Genomic DNA, 25704 nt, shown 5'->3' with positions numbered 1-25704 from the left:
AGATTCTCCGCCAGAATGCGATCCTCAACAAGACGGACCACGCGGTCCTTCGCATCCTGGTCAAACTTCTTAGGCATGTTCCAGATTTTCCCATCCACTCAAGCGGAACAAAACCTGGGGCACTTCACAGTGCTAGCCATGGCCAACTATCAACCAGTTCTGGACGCTGAGATAGACGAAATGCAGCGCCTTTACGAGGCTCGCGGCTTATCTGTGCGCCAGGTTGCGAAAGTCATGCAGCGCTCCCCTACGACGGTTAGCAAGGCCCTTAGAGGGCGTGGGGTGGATACTTGGCGTGCAGATAGTTCGGCGGCCGTCGAAGCCATAAAGCTCCGGGCAAACAAACGTCGCCTAGCGTTGATTGACGGGCTACTTGATGATGTCGATTTGCTCCGCGAACGCCTGACCGACGAGTACCAGCTAGTGGTGAACAGCTCCGAGGGGGCCGAGATGGTGCGACTCGACGAACCACCAGCCGAGGCAGTGCAGGCGTTCGCACGCAGCGTGAACACCCACTTGCAGGCGGTTGATCGCATTATCGAAAACGTCCATACCGATGATTCCGCACAATCCAAGTCGATGCTGGAACGCATGTTGGGCGGTATCGAGCAACTGCTTAAGGACGACCCGGGCGCAGGTCTTGGCGAGCGCGACCAGGATAGCGATTACGACGTGAAAGATCACCTAGACGATTAAGGGGTAGGTGTACTGTCCGGCGATAATGTACCGGACAGGGCACCGCTTCCCCATTACTCAGGAGTTTGTGCAGGTCATATTGCGTTTATGCAATCGTCGCATAATCGTGTCAATTTGACATAATATACCTTATCGGACAATACTAAATTCGCAACAATGCATAACATGCACCAGCGGCACGTCTACCTGCACAAATAGTAAATAGTAGTCATGCAACTACCATAACACCTAACGCCTTATTCACGCTACAATGGTTCACATGAGTAACGAAGACAAACGACGGGCACCCGAACCCGAATGGCTTTTAGCGATCACCACCGATTCACGCAGACAGATCGCCGAGTGCGTAGGTGTTTCACATGCCCAACTAGGCAGGCAGCTTAATGGCGACACCAAACTTACCGCCGACCTCGTACTGTCCATTGCACACGGTTACAACACCGACCCTATCCAAGCGCTACATCAGGCCGGGAAACTTACCAATGCAGACATGGCACAATACCGGGGCACTAACACCTCGCTCAGCACCGCAACTAGCAAGGCGCTACTGCAAGAGCTTCTACGTCGTGAGCCAGTCGCTTAGACACACTGCACGATCACCGACACCGGGTTAGTATGTTGTCGTCGCCGCCGGATACCCACCCCCGGTAGACGATGGGGCGACAATCCCCCAGGTGCCCGTTGGATACCGCGTTGACCGCGACCCAGCGGGCACCATTCACCCTGACCGGGAACATGCCAGGCGAACCGGGAGCCGGTATGGCCGGGAAGCGACTCGGCCCACAAATACCCTTTGACCTGCACGTATTGGGCCTGCCCGGCGTCCATTTTAAGCCTTTGAGTGACACTAGGGCACGCACGCGAAAACAAAACCGCTTAAAACGGCTCTCAGCGCATCGGCTTCATATGGGATATGGCTAAGCCCGCCAACTTGGGGCGCACTCCCACGTGGCGGGCCTCGCGTTAAATTATGGCGCTTCGCTCCGGGCGCAAGACGCAATGTCCAAACCATCACGGCCGAACAATTCCATGTTATCAAGCGAAAGCCCGCCAATGTCTACCGAAGCAAATCACCGGCGGGCTGAACCACCACGCACGACTGTTCATCGTCAAAACGCAAAAGCGTTGCCGAACTTCTATGTCGGCAAGATCATTGTACCGTGTGCCAAATATTAAATAGACACTTTTTAGACACTTTGACCCAAAATTGCAGAATGACCAACACGTTTGTGCTGGTCATTGTGCCCCCAGTCGGACTCGAACCGACACTTGGCAGATTTTAAGTCTGCTGCCTCTGCCAATTGGGCTATAGGGGCTTAAGAGCTCCAGCTGTGTGACTGGAACTAGTTCAGATTAGTCTACGTGCCTTATTCGGAAGAAATCAGTCCCGCAACAATGCCGTCTAGAATGTCTTTTTCCGAGATGATGAAGCTGCGGACGTCCGTGCAGGACGAGATCATGTCGATGATTCCATCAACTACTACCGCCCCACCGCCAATGACGTCGGCACGCCCGGGATGCATCACTGGATGCGCAGCCCGGGTGGCTGCCGGCATCTCAATTAGTTGTCGGGTTAGCACCTCAGTTGCCGCGAAATTGAGTTCCGAGCCGTGGATGTGGGCGGGGTCGTAAGTTTCCAGGCCTTGCGCGAGTGCGGAAATTGTGGTGAAGGTTCCAGCCACTCCGACGAAGGTATCGGCCTGCGCGATGGGAACGTTGCTTTGGACGTCGGCAAGCCGCTGCGCAACTAGCGCGCGGGCCTCAGCGACCTGTTCTGGAGTGGCGGGGTCTTCGGTCATGACGCGCTCAGTCAGGCGCACACAGCCGAGCTGTACAGACTCGGCACCGAGTACCTCGCCGTCACGCTTGCCGACGACAAACTCCGTCGATCCGCCGCCCAAATCGATGACACAAATGGTGTTGCTGCTTGCGGACAAGTCCGTGACCGCACCCCGGAATGAGAGTTCGGCTTCTTCCGCGCCGGTGATCTCCTCCGCTTTCGCACCTGGAATGACTTTGCTCAGGAGCTCGGCAGTCATGTCGATGAACTCCTGCCGATTTTCCGCGTCGCGGGTAGCAGATGTCGCCACCATCCTTAGGGCGGCAACGTGCTCTCGTCTCATGATGTCAACGAACTCTGCGAGCGCTACCCGAGCGCGAATGATGGAATCTTCCGCAATTCGGCCAGTCGCGTCCACCCCTTGTCCGAGGCGAACAATCTTCATTCCGCGGTAGATGTCGGTGAATGTGCCATTGGAGTAGTCAGACACCAAAAGGCGGATTGAGTTCGTTCCGCAGTCCACGGCAGCAACACGGACCATTTACTTCACCTCTGCATGGGAAAAATCGAAATCAGCTAGGTCTACTCCAAGTTCTGCGCAGGTTGGCCAGTCTGCTGGGATGGCAGTGCCACGCAAGTTTGCATGTTCGGCGGCCATTGCCACAGCCTCGGTGCCAAAGCGAACCCTTTGTGGCCCCTCAGCCAAAGCGTAAGCGATGAGAACGTGCAGGCACTTCACGCGATCGGGCATGCCGCCTCCGGAAAAATCAGTACCAAGATCCGCAAGCTTGTTGCGCTCGGCGAGGAAATGCTCGTGTGCGGCTCGGTAGTCGGCCTGCAAATCTTCGTCTTCGGCGAGGCGAGACTGCATCCACTTCATAACATGAGCCACCTCGAGTCGAGAGGCCTCCGCAGTCAACCGCGGCTCGGTGAGGTAATACAGGGTCGGAAACGGAGTTCCGTCTTCGAGCCGTGGTGCTGTTTTAACCACGCCTGGTGCCCCGTCTGGCGTGGTGTAGGAGATTTCGAGCACGCCACGGGGCTCGCGGCCCAGCTGCTCGGTGACGGCTGCAAGTTCAGTTTCAGAAACAGTCATGCTGCCATTGTGTCATGGCGAAGGCGCATCAGACTGCACTGGCATCTTCATTTCCGGGGTAGGTGGCGCTTCCGGAGCTCCGGTTACTTGCGGGCTCGGGTTGGCTACCGAATCCCACAGCGTGTTGTACCACGGAGCTTGTGGCTTTTCTTGGTGCCCGCTTGTCGACGTCAACGATTCTTCACCCTGCATAGTGGGATCTAGGATTCGGAAGGCTACTTCTCCCGGGGCGATCACTCCGAGACGATTTCGGGCTTGTTCCTCCAGGTAGGCAGGGTTCTGGTAGCGCTCGAGCTCGCCTAGCAGTTCGTCCTTGCGGGCTTGTTTTTGCACGATGGCTTGCGTTACCTCGTTGATCTCATTGCGTTGCTGAAAGTAGTTTCGCAGCGGCAGGGCGATGATCAGCAAGAATACGATGAGCACACTGATGAGGACGATGAGTTCAATTGCGCTCACTTTGAGTCCCCTGGCACGCTCTTTCAAACTGCGCGCAGGCCGAGCCTGCCCATCAGACCGGCGATTTTTCACCGGGACGGGAGTTCTTGAACTTCGAGATTTCAGTGCCATCGCTTCACTACTCTAGTCCCAGTTGTCACAGCAGCAGTTTTACACGCCGAAGGGGCCCGCGAGCTTGCGCTCGAGCGAACCCCTTTTAGACTATGCGAACCCGGTTTACTTGAAACGCGGGAATGCGGACTTGCCTGCGTACACAGCGGCATCGCCCAGCATCTGCTCGATGCGCAGGAGCTGGTTGTACTTAGCAACGCGCTCGGAACGCGCAGGGGCACCAGTCTTGATCTGGCCACAGTTGAGAGCAACTGCAAGATCAGCAATCGTGGTGTCCTCGGTTTCACCGGAACGGTGAGACATCATGGTGCGGTAGCCGCTGCGGTGGGCCAAATCAACGGCATCAAAGGTCTCAGTGAGGGTACCGATCTGGTTGACCTTTACCAGCAAAGCGTTGGCAGCCTTTTCCTGGATGCCCTTTGCCAGGCGCTCTGGGTTGGTGACGAAGAAGTCATCGCCAACGATTTGGACCTTGTCGCCGATGGCAGCGGTGAGAGCGGTGTAGCCCTCCCAGTCATCTTCCTGCAGTGGATCCTCGATGGAAACGATTGGGTACTCAGCGATGAGGTCGCCGTACACCTTGGACATATCCTCGGCGGTGTGCTCGCCACCCTCGAAGTGGTACTTGCCGTCCTTGAAGAACTCGGAGGACGCAACGTCAAGAGCAAGAGCGATGTCCTCGCCTGGCTTGAAGCCAGCCTTCTTGATGGCTTCAACAATGACGTCGAGAGCTGCCTTGGTGGAGTCAACGGAAGGAGCGAATCCGCCTTCATCGCCGAGTCCGGTGGACAGGCCCTTCTCCTTGAGCACGGCCTTCAGGGTGTGGTACACCTCTGCACCCATGCGCAGCGCCTCTGCGAATGATTCAGCACCGATTGGGGCGATCATGAATTCCTGGACGTCAACACCAGAATCGGCGTGTGCGCCGCCGTTGAGGATGTTCATCATCGGCACTGGAAGAACATGGGCGTTAGGGCCACCGATGTAACGGAAAAGTGGGAGGTTAGCGGACTCTGCGGCGGCCTTTGCCACTGCCATGGAAACGCCAAGAATGGCGTTAGCGCCAAGACGCGACTTGTTTGGAGTGCCGTCGAGATCGATCATTGCTTGGTCGATAGCGCGTTGATCGTCAGCCTCAAAGCCAGCAAGTTCGTCGGCGATTTCCTCGTTGACAGCTTCAACAGCCTTCAGGACACCTTTGCCCTGGTAGCGATCGCCGCCATCACGCAGTTCGTGAGCCTCGTGGGCACCGGTAGATGCACCGGAAGGTACACCAGCCTGACCGTGGGCCATATCTTCGAGGACCACTTCCGCCTCGACGGTTGGGTTGCCACGGGAATCCATGATTTCACGAGCGAAAACGTGCATGATCTCAGCCACTATTGGCCTCCTAATTCAAAGGGAAAACATCTTCTGTTTGTGCGAAACAGCGCGTGCGTCACACCTACAGTCAATTGTGGCACGAATTCCAAACCCCAGCCACGGCGCGAATCATTTGCCGTGTTCACCACCTGTTTCTATCCCCTTATGCGGTGAAAAGTGTCTAGTAGGCAGGTTGATTTACTGCGTAGGAGGCAGCCGCGTCTCGAACATCGGCAACGTATTTGTCGGACTGGTTATAAGAGTAGATCGCCGCCGTCCACCCCTCGGGAGTGCCGAGGTCTCCGCCATTGGTGCACAGCAGGTTCGCCGCTGATAGTGCAGCATCATCGATGTTTTGCGGATCAGCTTTGCCGTCTCCACTCGCATCGAGGCCAAAGCGTTTCCATGACTCAGGAATGAACTGCATTGGCCCAACAGCTCGATCGTGTTCCTTGTCTCCGTCTATCGCACCATTGTCAGTGTCTGAGATGTCTGCGAAACCCGGCGAGCCATCGAGCTTCACCCCGTAAATCGGAGGTTCAACCACGCCATCTTGATTGATGGCAGCACCCTCGAAGAGCTTTCCGGTATACGTTCCATGTCGCGTTTCTACCTGCGCAAGACCAGCCAAAGTGTTCCAACGCAAGTGACAATCCGGCCAACTTTGCTGGGCTATGAGTTCTGCGTTGCCGTATGCCTGAAGTGCAGCGGTGGATACTCCGATTTTCTCGGAGATAGGCTCGGCCCAAAAGCCCAATTTTGCGGCAGTGCGACCGGGGGCGTTGACGTCGATAGGCGGAACTGCTTCTGCGCCCGCTGGGGGCACATCTTCCGGCACATTGATACGCGGGCGGAGTGGGTTTGGGGTGTTCAAGGCGGATAAGGTCCAGCCAACCAATGCGATCACGACGATTATGGCCAGCACACTCGCGCAGCCACAACCGAACGCTTTCTTTACTCCAGAACCCATAGCGAAAGATCATAGTGCGAAATTTGTCGCCTATGCGGCTTACAGGAAGTTCACAACACCCCAATACCCCCTTGCATAACATCAGCCACTTTCGTAACATCACTACTGGCCGAAAAACTGATCAGAGAGAATCTCAATGCGTAAGCTCATCACCGCCCTAGCCACCCTCACAGCTTCCATCGCAATCATCACCCCTGCACAAGCAGGCCCCTTCGAGATGCTGCGATTGCTGGACACCAATTACCTCGCCACCACCGACTGTGGTTCGCTTCAGGTAACCCTCCAAAATATGAATCTGGTTACGGGCCCCACCACCAAGTCTGAACTTGGTGCACGCGTAAAGACATCTGGCAGCAACGTACTAGCCGGCCTGAACTACAAGAACGAGGACGCCACGCTCATCCTCAACAAAGCCGCAATGGACATTTCAAACCGGGCGCTCGAGTGCGGCATTGTCCAAGAAGACCCAAAAATCATGGGCTCGATCGAAATGCCCAAGGAAGTCCAGGACCTTCAAATCCTGCTATCTAACTAACGAGCCTCACGCCGCTTTCCCTCAGCCCACAGACGCTCCTGCTCGGCGCGCGCCACAACTCGATCTCCACCTGAAAAGAGATACGGCGCGCGACTGCGCATTTTGTCGACGAATGCAGCTGCGACATCCTCCAAGTCAAAAACGCCACGCCGTCGCGCCAATTCGGCGTGAAATAGCACTTGAAGCAAAACATCCGAAAGCTCCTGCATCAGCTTTGTCTCAGCAATCACAGAGGGCTCACGCTCCCAGTCAGTAACCGCTTCACGGAATTCACCCACTTCCTCATCAAGGTAAGCAAGTAGCTCCCCATGAGTCATGGAACGCTCCCATTCACCAACTTGCAGCGCCCTGGCCATCACCCACTGCGCCTCCGACAGCGAGCCCACCCTAATTGGGGTAGTCGCGCCGTTGTCATCAGCTGGGAATTTCGCTTCAATTTCACGCATTTCTTTCATCCATTCCGCATCTAGGTGCAGCTTAAGTCGTTTTAGCCAAGCTAACACCACAGTGTGCTGCGCTCGCCTGACGAAGCGTCAGAAAAGCATCTCTTAAGGGTAAGTAGCTCTTCTACATGGTGGGGTCCTAGATTATCCATCGTGACTAATTCAGTAGAACCCAAGCACACCGTCCGCATGTGGACGCTCGTGTCTTTGATCATCGGCTCCACCGTAGGTGCTGGCATCTTCGCGCTACCACAACAAGCAGCGACGGTCGCGGCTCCGGGGGCCATGCTGATCGGCTGGGCAACCGCTGGAGTTGGGATGCTCTCCATCGCCTTCGTATTTCAGGCCTTGGCCCTGAGAAAACCTAACCTGGACTCAGGGGTGTATTCCTATGTCCGCGCAGGTCTCGGGGACTTCGTCGGCTTTGCTTCTGCGTGGGGCTATTGGCTCGGCTCGGTGATTGCACAGGTCGGCTACGCTACGCTCTTCTTCTCCACGCTTGGGCACTACATCCCTTTGTTTTCCGCCGAGAACCGCTGGGCTTCGGCGATCGCTGTCTCACTATTGACCTGGGTAATCTTCATCCTTCTTACCCGCGGCATCAAAGAGGCCGCGGCGATGAACGTGATCACCACGGTGGCCAAGCTACTCCCGATCTTCGCCTTTATTTTGCTGGTTGTTTTCATCGGATTCAGCTGGGATAAGTTCACTCTCGACTTCTGGGGCCGCAGTGGGGCCACCGGCTCAGTGCTTGATCAGGTCAAGGGCATGATGCTCTTCACCGTGTGGGCCTTCATCGGCGTTGAAGGCGCCTCCGTTTATTCCAAGCAAGCTCGTACCCGCAAGGACGTTGGCCGCGCGACCATCATCGGCTTCTTTTCCGTGCTGGCCCTATTGGTCACGGTTACTACGCTGTCTTACGGTGTCCTGACGCAAGAAGAACTAGCCGGACTCGGCGACAATTCCATGGCAGGAGTACTAGAGGCAGCGGTTGGCCCTTGGGGCGGAATCCTGATCTCTATTGGCCTGTGCATTTCCGTTCTCGGAGCGTATGTCTCCTGGCAAATGTTGTGCGCGGAGCCGATCACTTTGATGGCAATCGACGGCCTGCTTCCGGCTCGCTTCGGCAAATTCAATAAGGCCGGCACCCCGTTTTCCGCCCAATTGATCTCCACAACTGTAATTCAGATCAGCGTCATCATCTTTTTTGTCAACGAAACCACGTACACCTCTATGGTCCAGCTAGCAACGATGATGTACATGCTGCCTTACGTCTTTTCCTCGCTCTATCTACTGTTGCTTGCCACCCGAGGCCGTGGGATCACGCATCCGCACGCAGGCACACGTTTCGACGACTCCGGCCCCGCTGTCTCCGCGAGAGATAACCGCAAGCACCTCTTCATCGCTATCGTCGCTTTCGCGTACTCCCTGTGGCTGTTTTACGCCGCCGATGTCACTTATTTGTTGTTTGGTACCTTGCTCGTACTACCAGGCCTAGTTCCTTACGTTTGGCAGCGCATTGCGAACAAGGATCGCTGGTTCAACGCCTTCGAATGGGTACTCGTTATCGCGGTAATCCTAGGAGCGTGTTATGCAGCATTCGGCTTGAGCACCGGCATCCTCGAACTCTAAAGCCCTAGCACCCACTGTGTGCAAGCTTGGGCCCTCCCGCAATCTGGGTTTAGGGGCGCAATGCAGCTTCGTATAGTATTCCCTCGCACTTGATCTTCTCACTAGCGCTCCCCGACCATTCGGGGCGCATCTCCCCCAAATGGCGGAGAAGAACTTATGCCTGCTTAGCCGATGTTTTCCGAAGTTGCTGACCATAGCGTTAAATGCATGACAACAACATTCGCCGCAAAAGAAATCAGGGTGTCTTTTAACGGCACCGAGGTCGTTCACGGCGCGACCCTCGTCGCAAAGCCAGGCCACGTCACCGCGCTGCTAGGCCCCAACGGCGCCGGCAAATCCACCACGCTCCGCGCTGCCCTGGGCCTCGTCCGAGCGCAGGGCGAGATCGACATCAATGGCCGGATCGGGCTGTTGCTTGACGACGGCGGGCTTATCCCCGCGCTCAGCGGCAGGCAACACCTCACCGCAATGACAAAGCTCCTTGGAGTGCAACCACAACGAGTCCAAGAAGTGCTGCAGTTGGTGGACATGGCGAGCCGATGCGATCGGCGTATCAAAACCTACTCTCTCGGCATGAAGCGACGTATCGCACTGGCAGGCACGCTCCTCCAAGACCCAGAAATCCTCGTCCTTGATGAGCCCTCCTCCGGCCTAGACCCCGATGGCATCCGCTGGTTTGGACAACTCATGCGCGCCGAAGCTCAGCGCGGAAAGGCTGTCATCGTGGCCACTCACCATTTGGCTGAAGCTGAAGCGATTGCCGATGACATCGTCATCATCGCGCGCGGAGAGACCTGCTTCAGCGGAGCTCGTTCAGAAATCCGGAACCTAGAGGCCACTTACTTTTCCCACACCACCAAAGGAGCAACACTATGAAGTGTCTGAAGTCCGAGTTCTACACTCTGCGCATGCTGCCCAGCGTGTTCCTCATCGCAATCCTCGCGCTTTTCGCCACCGGTATCGGCGCATCACTGCAGTGGGCGCTACCATTCCTGTTGAAGATCGACCCGCCAGAAGTCGGCGAAGGCGCCGTTGGCGAGCAGGTGCAAGCACTCATCGATGCCTCAAACCCTGCTTTCTCTGGGTTTCAGCTCGCGGCCTTGGACATCACCGGATCGGGCCAGTCCTCTGGCATTTCAATTTTCCTAATCACGATGGTCGCCCTCAGCATCTCCGCAGCGAGTGTTGCATTTTCTTCGGGCGCGATTGTCTGGAAAGTAATCGGATCGGGCAGCCGACTGCGTTGGGCGTTCAGCATGATCGCTGCGGTCCTCGCGATGGTGCTCGTAGTCTGCATTGCAGCATGCCTCTTCGCCAGCGTCATCGCCGCTATTGCCGCACAGATGCACGGCGTTTCCTTAAGCGTTCCTGCCGGCGACTTAGCCCTGACATGGCTTCGGGGCACCATTGCCATCCTGTTGTTTTCAGCCGCGATCATCGGAGTTGTGCTGGCGGTACGCAAAGTTGGCCTTGCGATTGGGATTGTTGTGGGCGTCGTGATGCTCGGCGTGATCGTGGGCACCATCGGCGCTATGGCGGGCTGGGACCCCATGAGCTACGCTTGGCTGCCGACGTCGGCAGTCACGACGGCAGGCGGCCAAAGCCTAGCCCATGCCGTCGACCCTTGGATCGGCATTGCCTCCCTAATGGGGTGGGCTGTGCTCAGCTTGGGCATTGGACTGAGCAGGTTCGCCCGCACCAACCTCTAAGCTAAAACCATGCAGCCTCACTTCCGTCCCGCCACGAGGGACATCGTGTTGTTCGCCATCGTCCTGGGCATGGATCTGTTTGGGTTCTTGTTCTCCAGCTCGGTGGCGCCAGCCATGGTGGAGCTCCCATTCTCCCCAATTCAGCAGGTGCTGATTCTGTGCTTCATCATTGCCAAATGCGGGCTACTGCTGCTACGCCGACGATTCCCGCTAGGGGTATTGCTCGGGATTTCCCTGGCAGAAGCAGCTGTGCCGCTCTACTGCCTGCTTATGCAGGAGTCATCTATAGGTTTCAACGGGATCGCTGCGAGTGCCGCTGCTGTCTCCTTGGCATTACATTCTCGCCATAAGACACGGGATTTCACGACGTTAGCGCTGTTCAGCCTCATAGTAGGAATGCTCCGCGCGTCGGTAACACCGCCGATGACTCAGCTTTCGCCAACGGTATTTAACGTACTCACTGTGCTTGGTTGGGTGGTTCCGCTACTGATCGCCTACGGTGTCGGCCTAGCGATTCGCAACAACCGTGAACTGAATGAATCCCTGAGGTCCCAAGCAGAGCTCGCCGAAAGAAATGCCATTGCGGAGGAACGTAGTCGCATCGCTCGCGAGTTACACGATACAACCGCACATCACCTCTCAGCTATCGCGATACAAACCAATGCTGCCCGCGCGTTGCTCAAGTCCAACACAGCGGCTGCCGAAGACCACTTGGAACAAGTTTCCACCAGCATCTCTCAAGCCCTTTCCGATGTGCGAGCAACTGTCGGTCGGCTCTCCGAAGTGACATCCGACGCTGAGCGAGACCTCGTTCCTCAGCCAACGCTCGCCGATGTTCCTGCGCTGCTACTTACGTCCCGAGACCTCGGTATGGATCTCTCCGTTTCTGGAACCCCACCTGAACTGCCTGCGGAGATCCACACCAGCGTGTACCGAATCCTCCAAGAAGCACTAACAAACGCGCGCAAGCACGCACCGAATGCTCCCGTCGAAGTCGCCTGGCATCAGAACGCTCTCCAGGTGATCACCCGCGGCACCTTTTCCCCCGGATTCACTGGTCGCGGCAGCCGAAGTATGTCAGAACGCGCCACCGCCATCGGCGCGCAGCTCCGCAATCGCCCCACCAACAAAGGATGGGAAGTCACCCTCGAATGGAGCGCACCATGATCCGTGCTTTGCTTGTCGACGACCAACCCCTCATCCGCCAAGGCCTCAAAGCAATCTTCGAAGCCACGGGAAAAATCTCGGTCATCGGAGAAGCCGGATCCGGAAAGGAAGCCCTCACCGCAGTACTTCGTCTCAACCCAGACGTCGTTTGTATGGACATTCGTATGCCGGAAGGCGACGGCATTTGGGCGACTTCTGAAATCCAAAAGCTCAACGACCCCCCGGCTGTCATCGTGATTACCACCTTCGACCTCGATGAGTACGTGTTCGGGGCCCTCGAAGCCGGCGCTTGTGGGGTCTTACTCAAGGACTCCCCCATGGATGTTTTAGTCGAAGGAGTCACCCGCGCAGCATCGGGCGAAGGACTCGTCGACGCAGCGCTCACTCGCCGGGTGATTGCCGAATTCGGGCGCCGGAAAACCAGAGCGGTGACCGACCCTAAAGAACTAACACCCCGAGAAATCGACTGCGTTCGCGCCCTTGGACAAGGACTAAGCAACATCGAGATCGGACAAAAGCTATTTCTCGAGCCATCCACGGTAAAGACGCATCTTTCCTCCGCAATGGCAAAAGTCGGGGTGACTTCGAGAGTGCAGTTGGTGATCTGGGCTTTTAGAGCCGGCGTAGTGTCTTAGGTTGCGGGGCTGTGCTGCTGAATTTCACACTTCGGAAGGTCGCAAAAAGCGTTGAAAACAACCTCACCAAGTGACAGATTCAACCGACCAACCAACCCAAACTAGCTAATAGAAATCACCCGTGATGCCGCGCCACTTCCTCCGCTGACGTCCACTGTCGGCACATCGAACATCTTTGAGATGAAGTCTGCTGCCCACTGAACTAATTCGACGTCGCGTAGCTGTGGATCGCTGATGTTGCGGCCAGCTTTGGGGAAGGAGAGCTGGATTGCTTGGGCTGCCGCACGATATGTCGCGCCGGGAAACATGCGCTTGAGCCGAATCTGTTTCGAATCAGGTAGCTCCACCGGATGCACCTTGATGCGGGTGCCTTGGACTGCGATATCCGTCAGTCCTGCTGATCGCATGACATGCCGAAGGCGTGCAACCGCGAGCAGCCGGGAGACCTCCACGGGGACTGGGCCGTAGCGATCTTCCATTTCCTCTACCGCGAGCACTAGGTCCGACTCAGAGGTCGAGGCGGCAAGCTTGCGGTAGAACTCAAGTCGCAGGCGTTCTGAGTTGATGTAGCTCTCCGGGATATGCGCATCTACGGGAAGGTCGACGCGAATCTCGCGTGGTTCTTTGTCGGTCGCATCGAGGACCCGGCCATCTGCCATCGCGCGGAAAGCCTCCACGGCCTCGCCGACCAGACGAACATAGAGGTCGAATCCCACGCCCGCGATGTGTCCGGATTGCTCCGCACCGAGGACATTGCCTGCACCGCGCATTTCGAGGTCTTTCATCGCCACCGCCATACCGGCACCTAGGTCGTTGTTTTGAGCGATGGTGGCAAGACGGTCGTAAGAGGCTTCAGTGAGCGTCGATCCTTTCGGATAGAGAAAGTACGCGTAGCCGCGTTCACGGGAGCGGCCCACGCGGCCACGGAGCTGATGCAGCTGGGAGAGTCCCATGTGGTGCGCATTCTCCACAATGAGAGTGTTTGCGTTGGCGATGTCGAGGCCGGTTTCCACGATCGTGGTACACACCAGCACGTCATATTCCCGATTCCAGAATCCTTGTACCGTTTGCTCTAGCAGATCTTCGGACATTTGGCCGTGCGCTACCACCACGCGGGCTTCGGGTACTAAGTCGCGGATCTCACGGGCCTTTTTCTCAATGGTGGAGACTTTGTTGTGGACGAAGAACACCTGGCCGTCGCGAAGCAGCTCGCGCTTGATGGCAGCCGCGACCTGCTTTTCTTCCTGCGCCCCCACGTATGTGAGCACTGGGTGCCTATCTTCGGGTGGGGTCAAAATGGTGGACATTTCGCGGATCCCGGCCATGGACATTTCCAAGGTGCGTGGGATCGGGGTCGCCGACATAGTGAGCACGTCGACCGCGGTCCGCAGCGCCTTAATGTGCTCCTTGTGCTCCACGCCGAAACGCTGTTCCTCGTCAACAATGACCAGGCCAAGGTTTTTCCACTGCACGCCCGTCTGCAGGAGGCGGTGCGTGCCGATCACAATATCCACTTCACCAGAGGCCAAACCTGCGATTGTTTCGCGTGACTCTTTGGTGGAGGTGAACCGCGATAGCCCCCGGATTGTCACGGGGAACCCATCCATGCGCTGTTCAAAGGTGGAAAGGTGCTGCTGCGCCAACAGCGTAGTGGGTACGAGCACAGCGACCTGTTTGCCATCCTGGATTGCCTTGAAAGCAGCGCGGACAGCCACTTCCGTTTTGCCGTATCCAACGTCTCCCACGATGACACGGTCCATCGGGACGGCTTTCTCCATGTCCCCTTTCACCGCGTCAATCGCTAGCATTTGATCTTCGGTTTCCACGAAGGGGAAATTGTCTTCCATCTCGGCCTGCCATGGCGAGTCTGGGGCGAAAGCATGCCCCGGCGCGCCCTGCCGCTTGGCATAGAGCTCCACCAGTTCGCCCGCGATCTCACGAACTGCTGCGCGAGCTTTCTTCTTCGTATTCTTCCAATCCGAGCCACCCATTTTGGAAAGCGTCGGTTTCTCGCCGCCCACGTAGCGACTCAGCATGTCCAGCGCATCCATTGGCACGTACAGTTGATCGGCTGGGCCGCCACGACGTGATGGGGCGTATTCGAGTACGAGGTACTCCCGCCGCGAGGTCGAGCCATCCGGAGTCTTGATCGTGCGTTCCGTCATCTTCAGAAAACGACCGATGCCGTGGGTTTCATGCACGACCATGTCGCCGGGTTTAAGCGCCAGCGGGTCTACCCTGTTTCGTTTGCGGGCAGGACGTCGTTTAGCACCTGCGATATCCCCAACGCGGTTACCCGTCAGGTCAGTTTCAGTGATCACCACGAGTTCGGGCCCCGGGAACACGAGACCGGCATGGGACATCGCCTGATAAAGCGTGACTTCCCCTGCAGAGGGCTGCCAGCCAGGTGTGGCGATTTTCGTTGGGATGCCTTTTTCTTTGAAACGCTCCTGCATGCGTTTGATCGCGCCCGAAGCCGGGGCGATAAAAGCGGCTCTACCACCGGATGTGGTGTGCGAAAGTAGCAGCGCCATCAGGGTGTCAATTTCTTTCACGTCACCCCGAGGGGCGGGTGCAGCCTCGAAATCCAGCGGGAGGGTATCTTCATCGGCTGCAAAGACCATTCCCGGCGGAGCGAAAGTCCACACGATGTCGCCGGTCATCAGCGACTCAAAGCTTCGGTATGAGCTCGCCGCCAGGTCTAGGCCTTCTGCAGCGATCGGCCCATCTGCGCCCATGGCTGCGGCTTCCCATCCTGCCGCCAGGAATTCAGCATCAGTAGCCTGCAAATCTGTCACACGCGTGCGGATTTTTTCGGGGTTCATCAGTACCACGTGGGTGCCCGGTGGCATCAGCTGCGGTAAAGCCACCAGTGGTGTGTCCACGAGTGCTGGGATCAGCGCCTCCATGCCGTCGGCCGGCTGCTTCTCCGAAATCTTGGTGAGTAGCTCTGCCAGCGCGGCGTTACCGTTGTGTACCACCGCAAGCTCGCCAGCGCGCTTTGCGACGTCATCAGTAATGAGCAGCTCTCGCGCCGGAAAAATCTGGACACTCGCTAGCTCCAGGTCCGGGATCGCGCGTTGGTCCGCGACAGTAAACTGCCGGATATCGGTGACCTCATCACCCCAAAATTCCAGGCGCACGGGGTTTTCCGCAGTGGTAGGAAAGACGTCGATAATGCCGCCCCGAGTGGCAAAGTCTCCCCGGCGCGCCACCATGTCCACGTGGTTATAGGCACGGAACACCAATTCTCGAGTCAATTCCTCGAAGTCATAGTCCTTAGCCGTTTCAATGACTAAGGGCGCTCTCCCCTGCGCGGTTTCCAAAATCGGTTGGCAGAAGCCACGAGCTGCGGTAACAACGATCTGGAGGCTATCCACACTGCTCAGGACTTCTGCCCGGCGGCCGATAATGTCCGCCCCTGGGCTAAGCCGCTCGTGCGGCAGCGTTTCCCAGCTCGGAAACCACGCCACCTTATCGCCCAGCATTGCCTTGAGCTCTGCAGCCAGGTCTTCCGCTTCACGCCCAGTTGCCGTGACCGCAAGAATCGGGGCACGCTGTGCCAATGCAGCCAACGCCCAGGGACGAACCTGGTCTATCCCGGAAAGGTGCAGCCGCTGCGCCCCGACGTTCTCCAAGAGCCCTTTGATCTTCGGGTCCCGAGCAGCAACCTTCAACAGGCCTGCTAATGCCGGGGGATGCAGCTTGCTCACTTTGCTCCTAGTTCAAGTTGTGGATCGGTATCCAAATGCGCCAGTCCGTTCCAGCACAGGTTAACAATGTGGCTGGCCACCACTTCTTTGGACGGCTCGCGCACATCCAACCACCACTGCGCCGTCATGGAGATCATGCCGACGAGTGCCTGACCGTACAACACTGCAAGATCAGGGTTATAGCCTAAGCGCTCAAACGCATTGGCCAAGATATGCGAAACCTCGGCCACAATGTCATTGAGCAATGTCGAGTAGGTGTGATTGTCCCCCGGAGTCATGTCTCGCACCAAGATTTGGAATCCGTCGGGGTGTTGCTCAATGAAGCCCAACAGCGCCATCACTGCCTGCTCAATACGTTGGCGCGCACCACCTGAGACCAAGGACTCCGTAATCGTTTGCTCCAGGAGCTGCATATCCCGATCAACGATTACTGCGTAGAGCCCCTCTTTACCACCAAAATGCTCATAGATGAGCGGCTTGGATACGTGCGCCCGCGCGGCAACTTCCTCAACACTGGTTCCTTCGAACCCACGCTCCGCAAACACCACACGGCCGACCTCAATGAGTTGCTCGCGACGCTCCTTGCCCGTCATGCGCTGTTTCCTCATAGAAGAGACTGTAGCTGAACCCCCAGGAGAAGCGCCTGTGAGCACCGGATGATCCCATTAGCTAGGGCCCATTTTTCAGGTTTTGAAACCTGATGATGTAGAGTGCTTAGAGCAGCTTTAAGCCGCGTTTCCCCATGGTGTAATCGGCAACACTACGGTTTTTGGTACCGTCATTCTAGGTTCGAGTCCTGGTGGGGAAGCTACCTAAAAATGCCCGTTGACCTTGCGTTTATCGCCTGGTTGGCGGGTATTTTTATCTTATTCAATCCTGCCCTGTACTGCGCTTTCTTGCCGTATCCTGCGCGAAAAATAGTCAAAAAGTAGTCACGAAACTAAGTCATCACCCCAGTCCAAAAACGGAAAAAGGACCCCCACCACCGCATGGGTGATGGGGGTCAGTAGCTTAGAGATCTGCTTCAATCTCGGTTGGCGCCGGCAGCGACGCCGCCGGGAAATGCCGTCGCCAATCACGGATGTGGCCGAGGGCCGCATGGTACTTTTTCTCGAAGTCATCCAGCCGGGCGTCGCGCTCCGCGAAGCCTGCCTCCATCTGGGATTTCAGCTTGGCTATCTCCCCGGTAAACGTGTCCAGCAAGACCTGGGCGCGGGCATCGCTGTCATTTTGCTTCGTCTGCTCCTTTGCGCCGTGGGTGAAGACCCGATTAGCGGCCAAGGACGCGATCATGATGAAGAAAATCGACAAGGCGCCCCATGCATTATCGGGCAGGGTGGTGGGAAAGACCATCCGCGTCTCCCTTCAGGATCAGCTCCGAGCGGCTACCCCGCCACACTGTCCATGCCACCAGGAATGGTGTCGTGCAGTAGAAGATGGCCATGGCGACGCCACGGTCGAGGTGGCCGAATGCCCAGCCGAGGAAATAGCTGGTGCCCCAGAGCATCATCATCGCCGACCACACGGTGAAAACCACATTCCTAGTGCGAGCACACGGGACGAAAGCAGCCACGAGACCACACGCCCCGACTGCGAGCCACGTGCCCGCCCAGAACTTCTGATCGGTAATGTGCTCAATCGGGTGAATCTCCGCGTCATAGCCTCCAAAGACGCCAAAATACGACAGGCCAAGGAACATCGATAGCACGGACGCGAAGAGCAGCGCGGGACCATCACCCATCGCCCACCCCCTCAGGCGGTAGGCTCCCGGGCGCATGCGAAGCGGCAGATGATCGATAGGCATGGCTCACTCCACCGCGGTATGGCGCCCGCTGGGCACCAACGATGCAGTTTCGGGCTGGGCGACGCCGGCGGATGCGATAGAGCCGAGGATCGATGCCACGGTCGCGGTCGCAGCCACGCCGAGTCCTTGCTGCCAGTCCAGCTCCCAGATCACCTGATCCACCACGAGCCAGGCAAGCAGGGTCTGCGCGAGGGTCTTGATGGCTCGCTCGCTGGTGTCGAGCCAGAAGGTTCTACTGCGCATCGTCGGATACCGCCTCGCCGATCTTGCGGGCGGCTGCGCGGTCCGCGTCGGTGCCCCAGATGAGCAGCGCGATCATATCCACGAGGGTCAAATGATCGTATCCCTTGGCGCGGATGTTCTTGAGTAGGTAGGCAGCGGTGAATCCTGGGTATTGGCCTTCGTCGCGACCGCCGGTCAGCTCTCGGCGGATCGCTTTGACGTCGAGTCCGATCGGGCCGACGAAGCCCTTGATGAAGTCGGCAATGGATTGGAAGAGGTTCATGCCGTTCTCGCTTTCTGCAGCGGGTGCTGCCTGCTTGGAATTGAAGTTGTCGTACCACCACTGGGCACGCTTCATATAGGTGTCGTGGTCTTCCCCGCCCGGTGCGAGCTGGTGTGGGCAGGAGGTGGAGGCGAACTGGGAGTGTCCGAAGACGTTGATGCCCCAGGCGGGGCGACCGAGCTTGTACGCGTGGCACAGGGCTGCGACCAGGTGCGCGCCCTCCTCAATGGTCTTGTCGCTGATTTGCCAGCGTGGTGGGCCGCCGATGTTAGCGTGCTCGATGCCGATGGAGCGGGCATTGATATCCGCGTTGGCGGCGTGCCACGCGGTGTCCGAATCATTGACCAGCTGGCCGATCGTGCCGTCTTCCTCCACCTGGTAATGGGCGGACGCTTCGCGTTCTTCGTCCCACAGGCGCTTGCAGTCCTCGGTGCTCATGCGCACGCCGGCGTTGTGGTGAACGACCACGCGATCGATAGGCCGGGAGCGTCCACGAGTAAAGCGATGCCCGCCCACCAGTGCGTACTTGTCAGGCTCGAGAGCCTTCCAATCTTTCATGGGGAAAGTCCTTTCATGAGAAATGCCCCCACCGAATGGTGAGGGCATGAGTCGAGTTTGAGGTAGGGGTTCTAGACGGGGTTTCCCATCACGTCGACCCAGGCAATGCCAGTCGAGACCAGCAACTTATTAACAGTGGTGTCGAAAATAACGGTGCCCGCACCAACCGTCGCAGCCGGGCGAGCCTCCGATGTGTACGCGCCGGTCTGCACCGCGCCCGCAGCACGCACGTAGCGGCTGAAATGACCATCTCGCCACTTCGCAGATGTCTTCCCCAAGTCCTTATCCAGCGCACTTGCAGCAGGCCGGAGAGTGCGTGAGACTTGCATGTCCGTGCCCTCACTATTGGCAGTAAGCAGGTACTCATTCTTCGACGTTGTAGGGTCTTTAATCCCCAGGGCGAAGGTGTTCGCCGACAACACACCCATGGTCATTTCCAGATTTGCTGTCTGACGCCCATTGATTCTCACGTGCCCATAGAATCCTTCTCCCGGATCAATGACCATCGTGGAAACCTGTGGACCGGAACCAGTGAAGTTGAGCTCCGGTTTTCCGTAATGGGAGCACAGCAGCACAGCATAGGAGCTCTTCGCATCGAACAGCATCTGGATGCGCCCCTCCGAGTACACGTGCTCCCAGTACGTCGACATTGCATTGTCCCGGAACGCACCTGGGGAATCGTAATACTGCTGGGCCGCGTGAGGGGCGATGATGTGGTTAGAATTTGCGCCATCAACGTTGATGCCCCAACCGAGGTTGCCGATAACATCCGGCGCGTAGACAGTCACGCGCTGGCAATCAGTGCCGGTCAGGTGAATACCGTCGCCGCCGTTTCGGCACGCGGCCGGCTCCCAGATGGACATGTGATTAATCTGGCCTTTTAGCTCACCTCCAGCAGCACCCATGATTCCGTGGGATCCGAACCCTTCAACGCGAGGACGATGAATCCTGCCCTTGCCACCGTTCTTGATCAAGATTCCGACACCAGACGTGCCTTCGCTTCCTGGTGCGCGCACCCCAGTACTGCTGATTGAAGAAGAGCGGAGTTGGAACGGCCCGATCTCCCAGCCGCGGTTAGGGTGCGCCGTGACAGTGTCGGTGGAGTACTCCCCCACTACGAGACCGTCCACACCTGGCGGGAAAAACAGCGTCGACGCGCCGCGCCCACCACCAGCGGTCGAGGTCCATTCGCACCAGAACCGGATCCCCTTGTTCAGATGCAGCGAACGTGAAAGGTAGTAATTTCCTGCCGGAACATACATGATGCCACCTTCTGGAGTGGCATCATAGGCGGCCTCGAAAGCGGCGGAGTTGTCTGTTCCGCCATTCAGGGTGCCGTCTGGTACAGCGCCGTAGTCCAGGACGCTGTGGTACTCGCGGGTTGGGGTTGTATCACTATCGATCGGTGTTGTCATTGCCGTGGGTGTCCTTTCGAGAGATGATGCCGAGTGGCCTGTGGGCCCAAGGCTAGTGATGATCTACGACGCCATGTGGTCGAGCGTGAACCAGGCGTTGATAGAATCCGCGCCCGTCGTGATCGCCGCTGCTCGCATCGCAGAATCCCGCCCATGACCTAGCGCAGTGTCTGCAGTTCCATAATTCCCCCTTTCATGAGGAAAGCCCCCACCGTTTGGTGAGGGCGTTAGTTGAGAGAGTGTGGCTAGGCAGGAATGATCTTGTCTGCCCCTCCGACCTGGTACCAGGTCGATGTCGGCGCAGCTCCATCAGTGACATACAGTCGCTGAGTTTCCAGCACCCACGCCATGGCCCCTGGGGCTTTGCCCTGGGTATTCACCGCGTGGGTGGCACTGGAAAGCTGCGCACCAGTGACCATCTGATTACCCACACGCTGCCAGCCGGTAGCGCCCGTGCTGGAGACTTGGAGTTGTCCAGCTCCACCGCGCAGCCACGTCCCACCCAGGGAGGTGCCAGCCGCAGACTCGTACACCCCATCCAGGTGTGTGGAGTAATCACGAGCCGTGGTGGAAAGCCCCGCCGAGATAAGACGGGTTGCAGCGCACTGGGAGTAATGATGCGTTGCAGCGGCCGCTGCGGTGGTGGCATTGAATCCCAGGCGGGTGATTTTCTTCGCTGCGGTAGCGTCCGCTTCGCTTGCCCATGCTCCATGCTGCGCCCCGTCCACTAGGACCTGTGAGAGCCACACGTCGCGCCCCGCGAGGACTACACCGTCCTGTGGGAGGCCGGTCAGGGTCGGGCTACCAGCGCCTCGGATTGCTATCTGGTCGAGGCGGATTTGGCGTGCGTTTTCGTAGACGTACAGCCCAGTATTTGCGGCGTTGAGGATTTGCACCCCGGATACAAGAGCGTTGCAGACGTTGATTCCTAGCCCGATGCCTGCTGGGGAATCGATCATAATGTCCCGAACGAGGAGGTCAGCGAGCCATGGCATCGGCCATCCGTTAGCAAAATCGCTGTCGTTGCCGTCGGAGCGGTGGAATGAAATCCCGCCAGCTTTGGCACCTCGGCAGATCACGCCTTGGACGATGGTCTGCCGAGGGAGTCCGAATTTGCTGATCTGGTCAGCGACGGCAGCGCGGGCAGCTACAGGGTCGGTGACCCGACCGGCGCTATCGCGTGGGACTTCGGGATACATTTCGGACAGCATGTCCGTTTTAATGACAATGTTGTTCAGTCCGTTGTTGTCGAAAATCACACCACCACCAACAAAACCGCCATCGACCCCGGCGAAAGCGTCCAGCCCGTCGCCCCCACGGGAGCCGGAATACCGCCCGCCGATCACGCGCGGGTCGCGCGTCTTGACCCTAAATTTGAGATTGTCCAAATTCGCGCCCTGGGAAATACAATTCAGAAGCGTCACAGCCTCGGACGAATCAATGCGGTACCCGTATGAGCCCACTCCGGTCATGTCCTCGGCCACATTATTTGCCAGCGTCGCATCGACAGCCACGCCCTCCTGCGTGTCAGACGACCCGCCTGTCACCACAGCAGCAGTGTGTCCACCCGTGAATCGGCACCCCACCGCCTGCGCACCATTCGACCCCGGCATAATCCAAATACCCGCAGCGTGCATCGTCTGCCCCTGCGCCGGACGGTCCACAGTGATACCGTCAATCGTGCCAAAATTCTTAAAGCCCGCTGCACCATGACTAATTATCGCTTTCGCGCCCGCACTGCCACGCAAGGATTGGCCTTGCTTGACCACAATCCCCGTCGGGTCATCCAGCGTCGCCTGCAGCCCCTCCGGCCACTCCACATTCCCGGACTCTTTGAGAGCGTCCGCAATCCACAGCGTCGCGTCCTGGTCGGGCGTGTAATCGCGGGGAATGCGATTAGCCAAATTGACCGGGCGTTCATCGACCCGGACATATGTCGCATTCAGCCCTGTTGGTGAATCTGGCTGCAAATACGGGGGGATTGAATCAGCAAAAGCAGCGTCTATTGACGCTGCCACTTCATCGACGTGTGCCACATCGGACTGGAAATCAAAAATCGCCTCGGACACAATGCGCTTGAATTTATCCATCCCTGCCTGCGTCGATGCATTCAGCATGTTCTCGTACTGCTGCGACATGAGCAAAAGGCTAGCGCGGAAACCCGCATACGAATTTCCCAAATTCGTGAGCAAGCGCTTAGCCTCGACGTTAATGGGGAGAGCATTGACCACCGCCTCCCACAGGGTAGACATGCCAGCAGCAGCCACAAAGCGGATTGATTCTGTCCAGCCCGGACCGGCGAGGTAGAGCCAGCCTACCCCCTCCACCACATTCACAGTCACAGCACCGTCCTCGGCCACATTCACCGGCTGCGGGGCGCTGGTCGTGATCTCCACACCCGGCCCCGGCGCATACGCGGGAGCCTTGACAGTACAGGAGGTGAGGCTATGGATAGGGGCACTCGTAATGTCCGCCAGCCGACCCTCAAGCGTGATAGTAGTCGCCATTGTATTTTCTCCTTAGAAATGCGAAAACCCCTGCGCCAGCAGGGGCAAAAGTACCCGATAATACCGTCACTCTGATGGCTGCCGACTCTCCAGCGCCTCCACTCGCGCTAGCAACGCTTCGAAATCAGCAATAGGCACATACCTGGACAAGTCTGGAGCTGACTGCTCCAAAACCTCCACGCGCTTTTCCAGCTCGGTAAGATCCGATGCCAGCTGTTGCGCAGCATCATTCGCTGACCCCGCCTCAGCAGCAATGCCGCCGACCTCGTCACCGACGATTTCGCCCGTCGCCTTAGAATCATCAACCATAGAGCCCCAGCGTGAAGCGGAAGTATCATCTTCAACCAAGATCACACGGCCACCATGAACTGGACTAATTCCCATGATCAGCTGCCTCGATAGCCTTTGCTCGCTCCCACTCCAACAGCTTCGACAGCAGCAATGACTTCGAATAATCGTCAAGGTCATCTACGGTGATCGGAAAACCCGACAAGTCAACAGGGCGTTCGTCGCGCGGCATTTCAATAGGAATCCACGAGCCCGCCGAGTGGAAGTCGGTGTCGGTGCCGATTGGATCCCACTTAACTCGGGTTCCAACCGTGATGGTGGCTTCGTATAATCCTGGCCGAGTGAAAATACCGACCAGGGTTCCAGTGTGCTTTTCTAGCTTGATTCCTGGCGGTAGGTACCCTGCCGTGATTGCTACCGCTGTCTGATCCCCGCCGGGGATAGCTAGGTTAAGGGCTTCTCCAACTTTTGCGACATGGCGGTCACCCGCGTCACGGGGCCAAGAGACAGCGAAGGAGACAATGTGGTCCTGTCGTTCAACCTGGTGGAATCGACAACCCACCACGTCAAAGAGGTGGCGGGCGAGTTTGTCGGCTACATCGATGGTGAGATCCATACCTGCCATGAGCTGCACCATCGGGTGAATACCGGGCGGTAGATCAGCTGGATAGATTTTGACCATAGTGATTCTCCTAACTGCTGACGTAGGTAGCGAGGCGTCCAATGATGGCGCGCACCGTTCCAGTGTTGAGTTCGTAGAGCCTGGAGAGGTCTGCGAGAGCGTCGAGGTTTCCGAGGGCTACTTTCCACCCGCAAGGCGATGATGGATCCGAGAAGGGCGTCAACTCGGAGACATACGCTGCCCAAACGACGCCCCACATGCGAACTCCGACGACATCGCCGATGCGAACATCGCGACCAGCGACATAGGGGTACATGTCGTCGACTACGAACTGGACCGTGAGTCCACCCTCAGATTGGGTTTTTGCTGCCCACATCTTTTGCTTTGAGTCATTGGTGTTAGCTTGTCCAGGCTTGGAAAGAGAGATATACCCAGATCGGCCGTAGTGTGCTGCCCGATTGAGGTCTTCGCCCTCCTCGAGGTTCAGGAATCTGTCTGCCGCAAGCTTGGAGACCAACTCACCAACACCAGTGACCAGAGCCGAACCAAGCGGCCCAATCCCAGGAATCAGCGACAGTAATCCAGCGAAGGCACCTTTGATCCCAGCCTGAATCAGATCATTGACCGCCTTCGGCGACTGTCCACCGACGAGAAACTTCGAATCTGTTGACTTTCGAATAACCGTTTTCGGCGCCTCCGGAAGATCAAAAACAACCCATGGCTTTTGCCCGTCGGAGTTAGTCAGCGGATAGTCATCAAGAGAGATCACAGACGTAAGGTTGTCGTCAGAGCTGATCTTCCTCGTCAGATTGACCCACCCTTGCGAAAACAATCCGGCGGCTCCACTAACTGCCGACCGCGGAGCGAAGTCCACGATCACCGTCGGTAGAGACAATACCGTGTGAGATGGGAAGGGCTGTTCATCTCCTGGAAGCCACAGCCACGTGATCGGCTGCAATCCTGCCGCCTTCCATGTTCCTTCCATGAGATCCCAGGCATTATCCCACCGAGCTTCAATCACGCACCATTCCGACGGATTCCCCGATGGAATCGGCGAGCAAATCACGCGATGAAGATCCGGAATGAACGATGACCACGCCGACGATGTCGAGTAATCATCAGTCATATCTCGCGAGGATCGCAGCAACGACGGCTGTTGATAACCGATCAAGTTTCGCCCGATGATCTTTCGCGAGACCAGCTCAGCGCTCCCCTGCTGGATGTCCGAGAACTGGAGTTGAACCACCTTGCTCCTGTTGCTCGGATTCGCCCAGCATGGCAAGTGCTTGAGATGCTCGATCGTGTCGACGCCCGAAAGCCCCATCTTCGCCGGATAGTCCCGGCCCCCTTCCGGTGTCAGCTCAAACAACCGATAGGTCTGCCGCTTAATCCCCGGTCGCTCCAGGACACCGTGAACTGCCTCATGGAACATTTCATCAAGCGCTTGCGGCTTATCTAACTTCCGAAGATGCGCAAAGACCAGCTCGTCCACTACAGGATTCGGGACACCCGGCGCGATTTCGCCGTCGAGTGCCATGGTCATCGATCCGGTATCGCCGAAGATGTTGGGCCATTCGGCATTTATCCAGTCTTCGATGTCCATGATGGGGAGATAGTTTTTGTCCAGGAGGCCGACCCATTGGCCGTTGGTTTCTACGACTTTGTCGCGATGACGTTTATAGTCGTCCCAGGTTGCCATT

The 25704-nt window shown here is 57.5% G+C and carries 25 protein-coding genes and 1 tRNA gene; 8 read left to right on the top strand and 18 right to left on the bottom strand.

Annotated elements, in window-relative coordinates; genetic code table 11:
- The first annotated feature begins 138 nt into the window (after positions 1–138).
- Both WG936_RS08355 and WG936_RS08350 read left to right on the top strand, forming a co-directional pair.
- Positions 139–696 (top strand): helix-turn-helix domain-containing protein, encoded by a 558-nt coding sequence (locus WG936_RS08355; protein WP_339572638.1) that lies wholly within the window; start codon positions 139–141, stop codon positions 694–696.
- A 259-nt stretch (positions 697–955) separates the two neighbouring features.
- A complete protein-coding gene (locus WG936_RS08350; protein ID WP_339572637.1) occupies positions 956–1279 on the top strand; it encodes a helix-turn-helix domain-containing protein in 324 nt (107 codons plus the stop codon).
- Positions 1280–1938: 659 nt separating this feature from the next.
- Here WG936_RS08350 and WG936_RS08345 read toward each other — a convergent pair.
- The 6 genes from WG936_RS08345 to WG936_RS08320 form a co-directional block, all read right to left on the bottom strand.
- Positions 1939–2012: transfer RNA gene (locus WG936_RS08345), tRNA-Leu, on the bottom strand.
- 51 nt (positions 2013–2063) lie between these two features.
- Positions 2064–3017, bottom strand: coding sequence for a Ppx/GppA phosphatase family protein (locus WG936_RS08340; protein ID WP_339572636.1), 954 nt, complete (start codon positions 3015–3017; stop codon positions 2064–2066).
- Positions 3018–3572: a DUF501 domain-containing protein gene (locus tag WG936_RS08335; RefSeq protein WP_339572635.1), complete on the bottom strand. Its 555-nt coding sequence runs from the start codon at positions 3570–3572 to the stop codon at positions 3018–3020.
- A 12-nt stretch (positions 3573–3584) separates the two neighbouring features.
- On the bottom strand, positions 3585–4028 hold the full coding sequence (locus WG936_RS08330) for an FtsB family cell division protein (RefSeq protein ID WP_339572634.1): 444 nt from the start codon (positions 4026–4028) through the stop codon (positions 3585–3587).
- A gap of 216 nt (positions 4029–4244) precedes the next feature.
- Positions 4245–5519, bottom strand: coding sequence for a phosphopyruvate hydratase (eno, locus tag WG936_RS08325; RefSeq protein WP_339563823.1), 1275 nt, complete (start codon positions 5517–5519; stop codon positions 4245–4247).
- Between the two features lie 163 nt (positions 5520–5682).
- Positions 5683–6471, bottom strand: a complete 789-nt coding sequence (locus WG936_RS08320; RefSeq protein ID WP_339572633.1) for a lytic transglycosylase domain-containing protein — start codon at positions 6469–6471, stop codon at positions 5683–5685.
- A gap of 136 nt (positions 6472–6607) precedes the next feature.
- On the opposite strand from WG936_RS08320, the gene WG936_RS08315 reads away from it, so the two are divergent.
- Positions 6608–7006, top strand: coding sequence for a hypothetical protein (locus tag WG936_RS08315; RefSeq protein WP_339572632.1), 399 nt, complete (start codon positions 6608–6610; stop codon positions 7004–7006).
- On the opposite strand, the gene WG936_RS08310 is transcribed toward WG936_RS08315, so the two are convergent.
- Positions 7003–7452 (bottom strand): MazG nucleotide pyrophosphohydrolase domain-containing protein, encoded by a 450-nt coding sequence (locus WG936_RS08310; protein WP_339563826.1) that lies wholly within the window; start codon positions 7450–7452, stop codon positions 7003–7005. The two genes, WG936_RS08315 and WG936_RS08310, sit on opposite strands and share 4 nt — an antisense overlap.
- 186 nt (positions 7453–7638) lie before the next feature.
- On the opposite strand from WG936_RS08310, the gene WG936_RS08305 reads away from it, so the two are divergent.
- From WG936_RS08305 to WG936_RS08285, 5 genes are all read left to right on the top strand, one after another.
- Positions 7639–9081, top strand: a complete 1443-nt coding sequence (locus WG936_RS08305; RefSeq protein WP_339572640.1) for an amino acid permease — start codon at positions 7639–7641, stop codon at positions 9079–9081.
- Positions 9082–9288: 207 nt separating this feature from the next.
- On the top strand, positions 9289–9957 hold the full coding sequence (locus WG936_RS08300) for an ABC transporter ATP-binding protein (RefSeq protein WP_339563827.1): 669 nt from the start codon (positions 9289–9291) through the stop codon (positions 9955–9957).
- Entirely contained in the window at positions 9954–10790 is an 837-nt protein-coding gene (locus tag WG936_RS08295) for a hypothetical protein (protein WP_339572631.1), read from the top strand. Before WG936_RS08300 ends, WG936_RS08295 begins: the two co-directional genes overlap by 4 nt.
- Positions 10791–10799: 9 nt before the next feature.
- On the top strand, positions 10800–11957 hold the full coding sequence (locus WG936_RS08290) for a sensor histidine kinase (RefSeq protein WP_339572630.1): 1158 nt from the start codon (positions 10800–10802) through the stop codon (positions 11955–11957).
- A complete protein-coding gene (locus WG936_RS08285; protein ID WP_339563831.1) occupies positions 11954–12592 on the top strand; it encodes a response regulator transcription factor in 639 nt (212 codons plus the stop codon). Before WG936_RS08290 ends, WG936_RS08285 begins: the two co-directional genes overlap by 4 nt.
- 101 nt (positions 12593–12693) lie before the next feature.
- Here WG936_RS08285 and mfd read toward each other — a convergent pair whose 3' ends face one another.
- The 11 genes from mfd to WG936_RS08230 form a co-directional block, all read right to left on the bottom strand.
- Positions 12694–16305, bottom strand: coding sequence for a transcription-repair coupling factor (gene mfd / locus WG936_RS08280; protein WP_339572629.1), 3612 nt, complete (start codon positions 16303–16305; stop codon positions 12694–12696).
- The gene (locus WG936_RS08275) at positions 16302–16913 is read right to left on the bottom strand and encodes a TetR/AcrR family transcriptional regulator (protein ID WP_339563833.1); all 612 of its coding nucleotides are present in this window, start codon (positions 16911–16913) and stop codon (positions 16302–16304) included. The genes mfd and WG936_RS08275 overlap by 4 nt, the downstream gene beginning before the upstream one ends.
- A gap of 403 nt (positions 16914–17316) precedes the next feature.
- Positions 17317–17616 carry a hypothetical protein gene (locus WG936_RS08270; RefSeq protein ID WP_339572628.1) on the bottom strand — a complete coding sequence of 100 codons (300 nt, stop codon included), beginning with the start codon at positions 17614–17616 and terminating at the stop codon, positions 17317–17319.
- A 13-nt stretch (positions 17617–17629) separates the two neighbouring features.
- Positions 17630–18109: a hypothetical protein gene (locus tag WG936_RS08265; protein ID WP_339572627.1), complete on the bottom strand. Its 480-nt coding sequence runs from the start codon at positions 18107–18109 to the stop codon at positions 17630–17632.
- Between the two features lie 3 nt (positions 18110–18112).
- Positions 18113–18352: a holin gene (locus tag WG936_RS08260; RefSeq protein WP_339572626.1), complete on the bottom strand. Its 240-nt coding sequence runs from the start codon at positions 18350–18352 to the stop codon at positions 18113–18115.
- The gene (locus WG936_RS08255) at positions 18342–19172 is read right to left on the bottom strand and encodes a peptidoglycan recognition protein family protein (RefSeq protein WP_339572625.1); all 831 of its coding nucleotides are present in this window, start codon (positions 19170–19172) and stop codon (positions 18342–18344) included. The genes WG936_RS08260 and WG936_RS08255 overlap by 11 nt, the downstream gene beginning before the upstream one ends.
- A gap of 71 nt (positions 19173–19243) precedes the next feature.
- The gene (locus WG936_RS08250; RefSeq protein WP_339572624.1) at positions 19244–20587 is read right to left on the bottom strand and encodes a glycosyl hydrolase family 28-related protein; all 1344 of its coding nucleotides are present in this window, start codon (positions 20585–20587) and stop codon (positions 19244–19246) included.
- A gap of 245 nt (positions 20588–20832) precedes the next feature.
- Complete coding sequence (locus WG936_RS08245) at positions 20833–23094, bottom strand: hypothetical protein (protein WP_339572623.1); 2262 nt, start codon at positions 23092–23094, stop codon at positions 20833–20835.
- A gap of 66 nt (positions 23095–23160) precedes the next feature.
- A complete protein-coding gene (locus WG936_RS08240; RefSeq protein ID WP_339572622.1) occupies positions 23161–23478 on the bottom strand; it encodes a hypothetical protein in 318 nt (105 codons plus the stop codon).
- Positions 23468–24064 carry a hypothetical protein gene (locus tag WG936_RS08235; protein ID WP_339572621.1) on the bottom strand — a complete coding sequence of 199 codons (597 nt, stop codon included), beginning with the start codon at positions 24062–24064 and terminating at the stop codon, positions 23468–23470. Before WG936_RS08235 ends, WG936_RS08240 begins: the two co-directional genes overlap by 11 nt.
- 10 nt (positions 24065–24074) lie before the next feature.
- Positions 24075–25703 carry a Gp37-like protein gene (locus WG936_RS08230; RefSeq protein ID WP_339572620.1) on the bottom strand — a complete coding sequence of 543 codons (1629 nt, stop codon included), beginning with the start codon at positions 25701–25703 and terminating at the stop codon, positions 24075–24077.
- Position 25704: the final 1 nt, after the last annotated feature.

Source organism: Corynebacterium sp. H127 (assembly GCF_037482665.1).
GTDB lineage: Bacteria > Actinomycetota > Actinomycetes > Mycobacteriales > Mycobacteriaceae > Corynebacterium.
Note: the sequence above shows the minus strand (reverse complement) of the source record. Positions and strands in the feature narration are given on the sequence as shown.

Bases quoted from the DNA above. Each gene is read 5' to 3' on its own strand.
- WG936_RS08355 (WP_339572638.1), top strand. From the start codon at position 139: ATGGCCAACTATCAACCAGTTCTGGACGCTGAGATAGACGAAATGCAG.
- WG936_RS08350 (WP_339572637.1), top strand. From the start codon at position 956: ATGAGTAACGAAGACAAACGACGGGCACCCGAACCCGAATGGCTTTTA.
- WG936_RS08340 (WP_339572636.1), bottom strand. From the start codon at position 3,017: ATGGTCCGTGTTGCTGCCGTGGACTGCGGAACGAACTCAATCCGCCTT.
- WG936_RS08335 (WP_339572635.1), bottom strand. From the start codon at position 3,572: ATGACTGTTTCTGAAACTGAACTTGCAGCCGTCACCGAGCAGCTGGGC.
- WG936_RS08320 (WP_339572633.1), bottom strand. From the start codon at position 6,471: ATGGGTTCTGGAGTAAAGAAAGCGTTCGGTTGTGGCTGCGCGAGTGTG.
- WG936_RS08315 (WP_339572632.1), top strand. From the start codon at position 6,608: ATGCGTAAGCTCATCACCGCCCTAGCCACCCTCACAGCTTCCATCGCA.
- WG936_RS08310 (WP_339563826.1), bottom strand. From the start codon at position 7,452: ATGCGTGAAATTGAAGCGAAATTCCCAGCTGATGACAACGGCGCGACT.
- WG936_RS08305 (WP_339572640.1), top strand. From the start codon at position 7,639: ATGTGGACGCTCGTGTCTTTGATCATCGGCTCCACCGTAGGTGCTGGC.
- WG936_RS08300 (WP_339563827.1), top strand. From the start codon at position 9,289: ATGACAACAACATTCGCCGCAAAAGAAATCAGGGTGTCTTTTAACGGC.
- WG936_RS08295 (WP_339572631.1), top strand. From the start codon at position 9,954: ATGAAGTGTCTGAAGTCCGAGTTCTACACTCTGCGCATGCTGCCCAGC.
- WG936_RS08290 (WP_339572630.1), top strand. From the start codon at position 10,800: ATGCAGCCTCACTTCCGTCCCGCCACGAGGGACATCGTGTTGTTCGCC.
- WG936_RS08285 (WP_339563831.1), top strand. From the start codon at position 11,954: ATGATCCGTGCTTTGCTTGTCGACGACCAACCCCTCATCCGCCAAGGC.
- WG936_RS08275 (WP_339563833.1), bottom strand. From the start codon at position 16,913: ATGAGGAAACAGCGCATGACGGGCAAGGAGCGTCGCGAGCAACTCATT.
- WG936_RS08265 (WP_339572627.1), bottom strand. From the start codon at position 18,109: ATGCCTATCGATCATCTGCCGCTTCGCATGCGCCCGGGAGCCTACCGC.
- WG936_RS08260 (WP_339572626.1), bottom strand. From the start codon at position 18,352: ATGCGCAGTAGAACCTTCTGGCTCGACACCAGCGAGCGAGCCATCAAG.
- WG936_RS08255 (WP_339572625.1), bottom strand. From the start codon at position 19,172: ATGAAAGATTGGAAGGCTCTCGAGCCTGACAAGTACGCACTGGTGGGC.
- WG936_RS08250 (WP_339572624.1), bottom strand. From the start codon at position 20,587: ATGACAACACCGATCGATAGTGATACAACCCCAACCCGCGAGTACCAC.
- WG936_RS08245 (WP_339572623.1), bottom strand. From the start codon at position 23,094: ATGGCGACTACTATCACGCTTGAGGGTCGGCTGGCGGACATTACGAGT.
- WG936_RS08240 (WP_339572622.1), bottom strand. From the start codon at position 23,478: ATGGGAATTAGTCCAGTTCATGGTGGCCGTGTGATCTTGGTTGAAGAT.
- WG936_RS08235 (WP_339572621.1), bottom strand. From the start codon at position 24,064: ATGGTCAAAATCTATCCAGCTGATCTACCGCCCGGTATTCACCCGATG.
- WG936_RS08230 (WP_339572620.1), bottom strand. From the start codon at position 25,703: ATGGCAACCTGGGACGACTATAAACGTCATCGCGACAAAGTCGTAGAA.